The 9,770-nt window shown below is 68.3% G+C and carries 15 protein-coding genes; 1 reads left to right on the top strand and 14 read right to left on the bottom strand.

Features of this window, described 5'->3' with window-relative positions; translation table 11 throughout:
- Nucleotides 1-622, top strand: a 622-nt coding sequence (locus tag Q8Q85_16270; protein MDP3775815.1) for a hypothetical protein, incomplete at its 5' end; no start/stop codon positions are given.
- Between the two features lie 39 nt (nucleotides 623-661).
- Here the strand turns inward: Q8Q85_16270 and Q8Q85_16265 are convergent.
- The 14 genes from Q8Q85_16265 to Q8Q85_16200 form a co-directional block, all read right to left on the bottom strand.
- Entirely contained in the window at nucleotides 662-1,045 is a 384-nt protein-coding gene (locus tag Q8Q85_16265; GenBank protein ID MDP3775814.1) for an SGNH/GDSL hydrolase family protein, read from the bottom strand.
- A 27-nt stretch (nucleotides 1,046-1,072) separates the two neighbouring features.
- Nucleotides 1,073-1,426, bottom strand: a complete 354-nt coding sequence (locus tag Q8Q85_16260; protein ID MDP3775813.1) for a hypothetical protein — start codon at nucleotides 1,424-1,426, stop codon at nucleotides 1,073-1,075.
- 52 nt (nucleotides 1,427-1,478) lie between these two features.
- Nucleotides 1,479-1,877: a response regulator gene (locus Q8Q85_16255; protein MDP3775812.1), complete on the bottom strand. Its 399-nt coding sequence runs from the start codon at nucleotides 1,875-1,877 to the stop codon at nucleotides 1,479-1,481.
- Nucleotides 1,864-2,013: a hypothetical protein gene (locus tag Q8Q85_16250; protein MDP3775811.1), complete on the bottom strand. Its 150-nt coding sequence runs from the start codon at nucleotides 2,011-2,013 to the stop codon at nucleotides 1,864-1,866. Before Q8Q85_16250 ends, Q8Q85_16255 begins: the two co-directional genes overlap by 14 nt.
- Nucleotides 2,014-2,039: 26 nt before the next feature.
- The gene (locus Q8Q85_16245; protein ID MDP3775810.1) at nucleotides 2,040-2,459 is read right to left on the bottom strand and encodes a DUF420 domain-containing protein; all 420 of its coding nucleotides are present in this window, start codon (nucleotides 2,457-2,459) and stop codon (nucleotides 2,040-2,042) included.
- A gap of 13 nt (nucleotides 2,460-2,472) precedes the next feature.
- Nucleotides 2,473-3,366 carry a heme o synthase gene (cyoE, locus tag Q8Q85_16240; GenBank protein MDP3775809.1) on the bottom strand — a complete coding sequence of 298 codons (894 nt, stop codon included), beginning with the start codon at nucleotides 3,364-3,366 and terminating at the stop codon, nucleotides 2,473-2,475.
- Entirely contained in the window at nucleotides 3,363-4,319 is a 957-nt protein-coding gene (locus tag Q8Q85_16235; GenBank protein MDP3775808.1) for a COX15/CtaA family protein, read from the bottom strand. The genes cyoE and Q8Q85_16235 overlap by 4 nt, the downstream gene beginning before the upstream one ends.
- Nucleotides 4,316-4,504, bottom strand: a complete 189-nt coding sequence (locus Q8Q85_16230) for a hypothetical protein (protein MDP3775807.1) — start codon at nucleotides 4,502-4,504, stop codon at nucleotides 4,316-4,318. Before Q8Q85_16230 ends, Q8Q85_16235 begins: the two co-directional genes overlap by 4 nt.
- Nucleotides 4,501-4,779, bottom strand: coding sequence for a cytochrome C oxidase subunit IV family protein (locus tag Q8Q85_16225; protein MDP3775806.1), 279 nt, complete (start codon nucleotides 4,777-4,779; stop codon nucleotides 4,501-4,503). Before Q8Q85_16225 ends, Q8Q85_16230 begins: the two co-directional genes overlap by 4 nt.
- 15 nt (nucleotides 4,780-4,794) lie before the next feature.
- Entirely contained in the window at nucleotides 4,795-5,391 is a 597-nt protein-coding gene (locus Q8Q85_16220) for a cytochrome c oxidase subunit 3 (protein ID MDP3775805.1), read from the bottom strand.
- Nucleotides 5,392-5,405: 14 nt separating this feature from the next.
- Nucleotides 5,406-7,160 carry a cbb3-type cytochrome c oxidase subunit I gene (locus Q8Q85_16215; GenBank protein ID MDP3775804.1) on the bottom strand — a complete coding sequence of 585 codons (1,755 nt, stop codon included), beginning with the start codon at nucleotides 7,158-7,160 and terminating at the stop codon, nucleotides 5,406-5,408.
- Nucleotides 7,157-7,873 (bottom strand): cytochrome c oxidase subunit II, encoded by a 717-nt coding sequence (gene coxB, locus Q8Q85_16210; GenBank protein ID MDP3775803.1) that lies wholly within the window; start codon nucleotides 7,871-7,873, stop codon nucleotides 7,157-7,159. The genes Q8Q85_16215 and coxB overlap by 4 nt, the downstream gene beginning before the upstream one ends.
- A gap of 31 nt (nucleotides 7,874-7,904) precedes the next feature.
- Nucleotides 7,905-8,693, bottom strand: a complete 789-nt coding sequence (locus tag Q8Q85_16205) for a carboxypeptidase regulatory-like domain-containing protein (GenBank protein MDP3775802.1) — start codon at nucleotides 8,691-8,693, stop codon at nucleotides 7,905-7,907.
- Nucleotides 8,694-8,722: 29 nt separating this feature from the next.
- A partial coding sequence (locus Q8Q85_16200) for an ethylbenzene dehydrogenase-related protein (GenBank protein MDP3775801.1) occupies nucleotides 8,723-9,770 on the bottom strand: 1,048 nt, incomplete at its 5' end.

The following is a 9,770-nucleotide window of genomic DNA, read 5'->3' as shown; positions in this document are numbered from 1 at the left end:
GGACTTCAACTGGCACCCGGCCGCGGAGATCCCGCACAACCCGGCGCGGGGCCTGTACCACTTCAGCGAGGTCGGCCACCAGCGCTACTACTCCCACTCGTTTGATGCACCCACCTATGGCCTGGGCGTCATGCCCTTCATGCTCGCGGCTGAGAACGACCTGCTATGGGCGGAGGGGCTCATCCGCAGTGGCGGGTCCACCGCGCTGGCCGCAGCAAAGATCAATAACTCGCGGGTCGGCCGCGGCCAGCTGACGCCGCTCACCGGGGCCGAAGGCGCCACGGCGCTGCTCGACGCGATCTTTTACGAGCGGGACGTGGAGCTCATGGGCTCGGCGGGCGTCGTGCCGTACTACGACATGCGCCGCACCGACCGGATGCAAGCGCAGACGGCGCTGCACTTCCCCGTGCCGGCGCGCGAGCTCCAGGTGATCGAAGACGCGATCTACACCTTCGGCGGGTCCGGGAACCCGAACTTCAGCGTCGCCAGAAACCCGCAGAAGCAGCCGGTGTTCGGGCGGTTCGGCGACCGGCAGGTCGTCGGACCCGGACGAATCGTGGACATCGCCGACGGCATGCGCCAGGCGTCGCTCCGCTCGGTGAGGGTGCTGCACACCTACTAGCCCCGCCTGGGCAGTTCCGAATCGAGCCGGGCGCGGCCCTCAGGGTCGCGCCCGGCCTTTTTCGGGCCCCCGAGGGGCGGGACACCCCGGGCGATAGATCGCGGCGGGCTCATCGGCCGCGGCTGCGGTGGCCGTGCCACACAGCGCCGCGTACCGGAGCTGCGCGATCAGCCGGTGGCCACTTGCGGATGGGTGGACCGCGTCCCCCTGAAGGTAGAGCGAGTCCGCGCCTTCCCCGTGAAACGCCGGGAGGAGATCGAGCACCGGCACGCCGGCCCGGCTGGCGGCCGTGACCATCGCGGCTTGGCGCGGCCACAGCGCCCGTTGCCCCCGGGCGGCAGGCACCAGGAACACGAGGAGCGGGAGGGCGACCGATCCGGCGAGGAAGAGAGAATTGAGCGCCCAGGAGCGGGCTCGCGCCATCAGGGGGCGGCTAGCATCGACTGGAGCCTAGGTCGCGTCAGGCGGCCCCGTGGTAGCGCAGGCCATGACATAGACCGCGGACCCGCCGGCTGGGACATTCACGGCCTGGGCCAGGAACTGCCGCGCCGTGGCGCCGACCTCGGTGGCGTTCACGATGTGTGTGGTGGCGGCCACGTTGAAGCCCTGCTGGCCGCCCGGGGCAATGACGTACTGGCCCAGGCTGGTGCCGTTGATGAAGAGCTCGGTCGTGCTCGGGCTCGTGCAGGTCGCGGAGTCACGCCGGTAGAGCAGCCTTCCGGTCGGCCCGGGGTCCGTACTCGGGAGGCACGCGCTGGCGCCGAGCGCCGCGGCAGCACCAAGAACCATCGCCCATCGTCTCACCGACACTCTCCCCTCCGTCCTGAACCCAACGTGCGGCGCGGTCGCCGCCGCGCTACTTCGCCGGCCTCACCGCCTCGAGCAGGGCCTGCAGGTCCACCGGCTTGGTGAGGAACCGGTCGGCGCCGGCGCTCCGGAAGGCCTGTTCCATGGCGGGCTCGCCGAGGCCGGTGACGGCCACGATGCGGCAGCCCGGGTGGCGGGCGCGCAGCGCCTTCACGACCTCCAAGCCACCGATCCCGGGCAGGATCAGGTCCACGATAGCCGCGGCAAGCGCTGGAGCGCTCTGGATCATCGCCACGGCTTCGGTGCCGCTGCGGGCGCGGTGGACGACCATCCCATGGCGCTCGAGCGCCCGCACGAAGACCCTGGCCACGTCGTCGTCATCGTCCACTACCAGGACGACCGGCTTGCCGTCGCCGACTGAGGGCGGCGGGTCGTCAGCTGGGGTCACGGCCCGACCCCGCAATCTTCTTCTTGCGATGGTGCAGGATGACTCCCAACGCCACCAGGCCGATGACGACCGGCGTGAACGCGAGGAGGGCGCCGGTCCAGAACATCGTGCTGTCCAGGCGATCGTGCCCCGCCATCTGCCCGTCCAGGGGCGCGGCGGCCGCTAGAAGGAAAGGCGATAGAGCAGCAAGTAGACGACGACGCCCGTCACCGAAACGTAGAGCCATATGGGCAGGGTCCAGCGTGCGATGCGTTTGTGCTTCGGGTGCTGCGAGGTCAGACCGCGGTACAGCGTCACCAGTGCCAGCGGGACGACGGCAGCCGCCAGGATCGTGTGCGAAACGAGGATAGCGAAATACAGCGGCCGAAGCCAGCCCTCACCCTCGAAGTGCCTGGATCCGGTGCGGAAATGGTAGTAGAGGTACGATCCCAGGAATAGCGCCGACACGCAGCACGCGGCGATCATGCAGGCCCGGTGGGCCGCGATACGGTGCTTCCTGATGAAGACGTACCCAGTGCACAGCAGGGTCGCGGTGATGCCGTTCAACGTGGCGTTGACGGCGGGAAGGTCGTGGAGCTCCATGGTAGCCGGGCGCTCAGCTGACGAGCAGCGCGGTCCAGAGGAGGGGGAGATAGATCAGGGAGAACCGGAACAGGCTCCGGGCCCGGGCAAGGCTCGAGGGATCGAGCGCGAGGCGGACGCCGAACAGCACGAAACCGGCGCCCAGGGCCAGCGCGCCGAAGAAGTACCCGGCGCCGGCCATTCCGACCAGCGATGGGAGCAGGCTGATCGGGATCAACGCGAGGCCGTAGAGGGCGGACTGCCGGCCGGTGCTGGCGCCCGCCGGGTCCACCACCGGCAATACCCGGAAGCCGGCCCGCTCGTAGTCGAGGCGGAAGATGGCCGCTATGGCGAGGAAGTGTGGCATCTGCCAGAAGAACACGATGCCGAAGAGGATCCATGCCTCGAGTCCCAGGGTGCCGCGCGCCGCCGCCCAGCCGATCATGGGCGGGATGGCGCCGGGGACCGCGCCGACCACGGTCGCCAGTGAGGTGACCTTCTTGAGCGGGGTGTAGACCAGCAGGTAGCTCACGGCCGTGATCACGGCGAGCGCGCTTGCCAGCGGGTTCACGACCGCCGCGAGGTAAAGCGCACCGGTCACCGCCATCCCTACGCCGAAGACCGCGGCCTCCCCGAGGCCGAGGCGTCCGGCCGGCAGGGGCCGCCGCGCGGTCCGGCGCATCTCCCCGTCGGCCTCGCGCTCCGCGACCTGGTTGAGCGCGCTCGCCGCCCCCGCGACCAGCGCCGTGCCGAGGAGCGTGTGGACGAGCAGCGTGGCGTCCGCCGCCCCGCCCGCCGCCGCGAGGTAGCCCACGAGCGTCGTGAGGACCACGAGCAACGTGATACGCGGCTTGGTGAGGGCGAGGAAGTCCGCCAGCCGCCCGCGCGAGAGCGCGTGCGCCGAAGGCAGGCCCAGGGACGCGCTCATCGCGTGGCGCCCGCTGGGACGAGCGCGCCGGCCCCGGCCGCCGGGGTGAGAAGGAGCTGGGCCCGGAGCGCCAGGATCACCGATGTGATCAGGAGCAGGGCGCCGGTCGCGACGTGGGCCGTGGTGGGCGTCACGGCCTTGCGGGTCCATATGGTCAGGGCGCCCAGGAGGATCTGAAAGCCGAGCAGGGCGACCAGGGCGAGCGCGGGCCGGCGGAGCAGGGGCTGGTCTCCATGTCTCCCCAGTACGCTCGCGGCGGTCCAGGCTACCAGCAGGGTGACGATCACGGCACCGGCGCGGTGCGCCAGCTGGTAGGCGACCAGCGAGGATGTGACCGGCGGGATGAGCCGCCCGAAGGCCAGGGGGAAGTCCGGGATGACCAGGGCTGCCCCGGTGTGCCGCACCAGCGCCCCGAGGAGGACCTGCGCGTAGACCGCGGTCGCGGTGGCGAGGGCCAGGGTCCGGGTGGAGGGGCTCCCCGAATCGGGCCTCTCGTCGGGCGGGGTGAGCCACCGAGGTGAAGTGACGAGCGCGAGCGCCACGGTCATCGCGAAAAAGACCTCGGCGAGGCTCGCGTGGGCGACGGAGATCGGCGTCGGGAGCTTGAAGAGCACCGTGAGGCCGCCGAGGACGCTCTGGATGACCACTGCCCCTACCGCGACGAAGGCGAGGCCCCGGACCCAGCGCCGCGGCTCGCGGCGGGCGATCCAGACGGCGAGCCCGATCGTGAGCAGCCCGACCGTGGCGGCAATGAGCCGGTGGGTGTGCTCGAAGCGGACGCCGCCCTCCATCCGGGGGAACAGCGTCCCGAAGGAGAGGGGCCAATCGGGGACCGAGAGGCCCGACCCGGTGCTCGTGACCAGGCCACCGGCGACCACGAGGACGAACGTCGCGCCGGCGACGGCGAGCGCGTAGCGGTGCAGCGAGCGGTGGTAGGCCTGCGGAGCGGTCATTTTCCCAGGAACTTGTTCAGCATCGCCAAATAGACGACGAACCCGACCGCGAAGATCGCGAAGGCGATCGACGATACCAGGGCCCAGGTGGTGCCCGCCGCCTGGTACTCACGCCAGCCCCACACCGCGAAGAACGCGCAAAAGAGGATCGCGGTCCCGATCAGGAGGCGGTGAAAGGGGATCACCGGCCGAACTCCTGAAGGATGATCATCACCATGATCACGGCGAGCGGCAGCGGTGCCAGGATCATGACGACGAGACGCTTCGGTTCGAACTTGAGGTGCATGAAGTACAACGCCACCAGCAGCGCCTTCCAGATGGCGAGGAAGATGAGCGCTCCGATCAGCCAGTGGCGCGGCAGGAAGTGGAGCATCGCCACGAGGAGCTCCACGCCGGTCAGCACGGCCAGGTAGATCCATATGGCGATGTAGTTCGGGTGCTGGTGCTCGACGGTCGCCATGTCGTGGCGGCTCCTCTAGAACAGATAGACGATGGTGAACAGGATGATCCAGACCAGGTCCACGAAGTGCCAGTACAGGCCCAGGGTCTCGATCCCGTGGAACTTCCCGCCGGCGTACTTGCCCTGGAAGGCCCGCATCGTCACCCAGGCCATGGAGATCACTCCGCAGGTGACGTGGAAGCCGTGGAAGCCCGTCATCGTGTAGAACGTCGAACCGAAGAGCCCCGAGCTGGGCAGGAAGCCCTTCTCGATGAGGTGAATGTACTCGTACGCCTGCACGCCGACGAAGGTCGCGCCGCCCGCCACCGTGGTGAGCAGCCATTTCCGGAGGCCAGGCTGGTCGTCGTTCACCGCCGCCACGTACGCCTTCACCATGGAGACGCTCGAGCAGATCAGGATGAAGGTGTTGAGCGCGGTGAGGGGGACGTTGAGGGTCTGCTGCGGCACCGGCCAGCTCTCGGCGCTGCCCCAGCGGAGGATGATGTACGAGCCGATGAGGGCGGTGAAGAACATGACCTCGGAGCAGAGGAAGACCCACATCCCCAGCTTCTGGGTGTAGACGCCCATCCCCTCTTCGGCGTTGCCGGCGGCGTGGGTGGCTGCATGCGACATCGCGGGGCGTTCTCCTAGTGGGCGGCCGCGTTCGACGACGCGGGCAGCGGCTGGTTCTGGGGCAGGTAGTCCTGCTCCATGTCGGGCCGGCTGAACTCGTAGGGGCCGTGGTACACGGTCGGAGTGGTCGCGAAGTTACCGTGGGGCGGCGGCGAGGCCACCGTCCACTCGAGACCGTTGTCGTGCCAGGGGTTCATCTCGGCCTTCTTCCCCCAGAACAAGCTGTGGAAGAAGTTCCAGATGAAGGGCAGCTGGCTGACGAAGAGCGCGAAGGCGCTCACCGTGATGAAGGTGTTCATCGGCTGAAGCGGCTTCAGGAACGCGTACTGTGACGGGTCGTAGATGCGTCGCATATGGCCGCCGATGCCGAGGATGTGCATCGGGAAGAAAACCAGGTTGTAGGTGATGAACGTCAGCACGAAGTGCAGCTTGCCCAGCCGCTCGCTCATCATCCTGCCGAACATGCTCGGGAACCAGAAGTAGATCCCGCCGAAGATGGCGAAGAGGCTGCCGCCGAAGAGGACGTAGTGGAGGTGCGCCACGATGAAGTAGGTGTCGTGGATGTACATGTCCACCGGCGTGGAGGCCATGAAGATGCCCGAGAGCCCGCCGATGGTGAACATCGCGACGAAGGCAATGGCGTTGAGCATCGGCGTGGTGAAGTGGATGCTGCCCTTCCACATCGTGCCCATCCAGTTGAACACCTTGATGGCCGAGGGCACGGCGATGAACATCGTCGAGACCATGAAGGTGGTCGCGAGGCGGGGGTTCATGCCGCTCTGGAACATGTGGTGGCCCCACACGACCCAGCCGAGGAAGGCGATGCCGCAGAGCGCGTAGACCATCGAGTGGTAGCCGAAGATGGGCTTACGCGAGCCGTTGGCGATGAGGTCGGACGTGATGCCCATCGCGGGCAGGATGAGGATGTACACTTCGGGGTGGCCGAAGAACCAGAAGAGGTGCTGCCACATCAGCGGCTGGCCGCCGCCCGCCGGCATGAAGAAGTGGGTGTGCAGGATCATGTCGAACAGCAGCATGATGATCGCGCCGGCGAGGATCGGCACGGCCAGGAGCGCGAGGATCGCCGTGATGAACAGCGCCCAGATCGAGAGCGGCAGGCGGAACCAGGTCATCCCCGGGGCGCGCATGTTCACGACGGTCGTGATGTAGTTGACCGAGCCGAGCAGCGATGAGAGCGCGAAGACTACGATGCTGAGGCACCAGAGCTGCTGTCCGTACGTGGCGCCGGTGTACTCGGGATTCGCGGACAGCGGCGCGTAGGCGGTCCAGCCCGAGGCGGCGGCGCCGCCCTCGACGAAGAAGCCGGCCAACATGAGAGCCCCGGCCGGTATCATCAGCCAGAACGACCACATGTTGAGCTTGGGGAACGCCATGTCCGGCGCCCCGATCTTGAGCGGGATCAGGTAGTTCGCGAACACGCCCACCAGCAGCGGCATGATCGCGAAGAAGACCATGAAGGTCCCGTGCATCGTCACCAGCGCCGCGTAGAACTCCGGCAGCACTACCCCGTCGGGCGCCATGGTGCTCGGCCACGCGCCGCCCAGCGGCATCGCCTTGCCCGGGAACCCGAGCTGCCAGCGGATGACCATGGCCAGGAGGCCGCCCACCAGCAGGAAGAACAGGCTCAGGAAGAGGAACTGGATGCCGATGATCTTGTGATCGGTCGAGAAGATGTACTTCCTCATGAACGACCGGTCGTCGTGGTGCGCGTGCCCCACCTGCTCGGTGGCCACACCTGCGGTGGTCATCTCGCCGTCCTCCCGCTGTTCGATGTGCGGTCGCTGGCGACCGGCGTGACGGGCGCGATCTGGCTCGCCTGCCAGGCGGCGAACTCTTCCGGCGTCTGCACGAAGACGCGGGCGCGCATGCGGTAGTGGCCCAGGCCGCACAACTCCGCGCAGCCCAGCTCGTACTCGCCGGTCCGCGTGGGCTGGAACCAGGCCATGATGTGGATGCCCGGCACCGCGTCCTGCTTGAGGCGGAAGGCGGGGATGAAGAAGCTGTGGATCACGTCCTCGGACTGGAGCCGGACGCTGTAGTTCCGGTTAACGACGACGTGCAGCTCGTTCCGCTTCTGGTAATCGTCGGCCGTGCCCTGGAGCCCGTCGGGGCCGGGGTAGCCGAAGTGCCACTCGAACTGCTTGGCTGTGACCTCGAGAGGGACGGCGTCGGCCGGGATGCGCGCCGGGTCCTTGATGCGCGACCAGAGAGGTTGGCTGAACAGGCCGAGGAACAGGCACACCACGGCGGGAATCGTCGTCCAGATGATCTCGGCGGTGGTGTTTCCCTCGACGTAGGTCGCCTTCCGGCCCTCGCGCTTCCGGTACCTGAAGAGGAAGACCAGCAGGCCCGCTTCGACGATGACGAACACCGCCCCCGTGATGTACAGGATCAGGACGAAGAGATTGTCCAGCTCCGCGCCGTAGCTGGAGGCGTTGGTCGGGAACCACCAATGCTGCATGAGGCTTCTCCGCGCCGAAGGGTCCGCAGCCTCAGGAGCCGCGGAAGGTGAAGGCGACGTCCTTGGACTCGCTCGCCCCGACGGTCACGGTCGCCGTCTGAGTGCCGAGACGCTCATGCCACGCCTCGATCTCGTAGGTGCCCGGCGGCAGGCGGCCGATCCGGAACGCGCCGTCGGCATCCGAGACCGAGAAGTACGGGTGCGGCAGCACGCCGACGAACGCGCTCATCCAGCTGTGCACGTTGCACTGGAGCGGCACCGTGACTTCGGCGCTCGCGAAAGTGCGGGCCGTGGTCATGTTGGTGGGCTGGCTGATGTTGAACGGCCGGTTGGTGGTCGGCACGGCCTTGATGTTGTGCAACAGACCGTCGCTGTTCCGGATGGTGATCGTCTGCCCGACCTGGGCGCCGAAGACGTGGGGGATGTACTGGCAGCCGTCCTGGTTGATCTCGACCGCGGCGGGCGTCGGGAAAGTGAGGTTGGCGGGCAGGCCGCTCTTCACGTAGATGAAGACGTTGCGCAGGGTACCGTTGTCGTTCACCACGACCGCTTCCGTGAAGGCGCCGTTGGGGTGCTTCGCGGCGCAGGTCGCTTCCTCGCTCATGTCGATCCGCTGCGGTGCGGGCTTCGCGCCAGTGAAGGCGATACGCCCCGTGACGGTGGCAGCGGTGGTGGTGTCCACCGGGAACGCCACGGCCGCCGCCGCCGCGGCGCTGCCGCCGGCCGCACCGCCGCTCTCGCCGCCCTTGCTGCAGGCCGCAGCCGCGAGTGCCCAGATCCCGAACGCGATCCCCGCCGACGCCTTGCGCCATCCGTTCATACCGCCTCCGATTCCGCTGGGTCTGAAGGTTACTTCGAAGTTACCGCCGCCCGCTGCGCGCGGACGATCACGACCAGCCCCAGGCCGCCCGTCGAGAGCATGGCCAGCAGCGGCCACACGTACGTGCCGGCGCGCGCTCTCTCCCCCAGGGAGATGTTGACCCACGAGGCGACCGACATCCGCGTGCCCGCCTCGCCGTTCGAGCCGTCCCACGCGAAGATCGCCATGGGGATGGCGCGACCGGGCACGAACTGCAATTGGTTGACCGAATCGGCGGTGGCGAGCGCCCGGACGAACTGGACGCGCCACTCGCCACGATCGTAGATCGCGGCCGACGTCAGCGGGTCCGGGGTGCCGGCGAGCGGCTCGAACTGCCCCACGCCCCTCGCCAGGCCCTCCGCGGTCGCCCGCGGCTCGCTTTCCCACTGCCAAAGATACACCGGTTGCTCGGCGCTGCCCATCAGGAAATAGGGGCGCTCCATCCCCTCCGGGAGGCGCGTCGGGAACTGCACGGCCAGGCGGTCGGGGAGGGGGGAAGTGGTATCCGCGGCGGCCGAGTCGTCGGACGCCATGGCGCGAGCCATGCGGCCGCGCCAGATGTTCCACGACGAGTCCGGGCTCTGGGATGGGTCGTGCCACGTGACGCGCAGGGCCAGCTGCTCTCCGTTGTGTAGCGCCTGGACCCAGACGCCGCTAACCGTGGGCGCGAAGTTCCTCGGCTTGAGGATCACCTGGCCGACCAGCGGGAAGTAGTAGCGGTCCGCCCGGGTCCAGGTGCTGTCGTCCGGCCCCGAGGGCAGGGCGCCCTCGATGCGTGCGGCGTTCACGACGTCGCGGACGCGGGGCGGATCGTCGGGCGAGAGGCTGCGGACGAAGGCCGCGATGCGCCAGAGGTCGCCGTCAGTGACGATGTTGCCCTCGATGAGGTCGCTGAACGATGGCATCGGCGTGCCGTCGAGCCCGGTCCTGAGCCGACGATAGATATCCTCCACCTCGGGTCCGCCGTTGAAGGTCCAGTTCTGGGTGAGATCGGTGGCCGGGATGGGGTTGCCGAAGTCATCCTTCAAGGTCGGGGCC

Source organism: Gemmatimonadales bacterium (assembly GCA_030697825.1).
In the GTDB taxonomy this organism is placed as follows: Bacteria; Gemmatimonadota; Gemmatimonadetes; order Gemmatimonadales; family JACORV01; genus JACORV01.
Note: the sequence above shows the minus strand (reverse complement) of the source record. Positions and strands in the feature narration are given on the sequence as shown.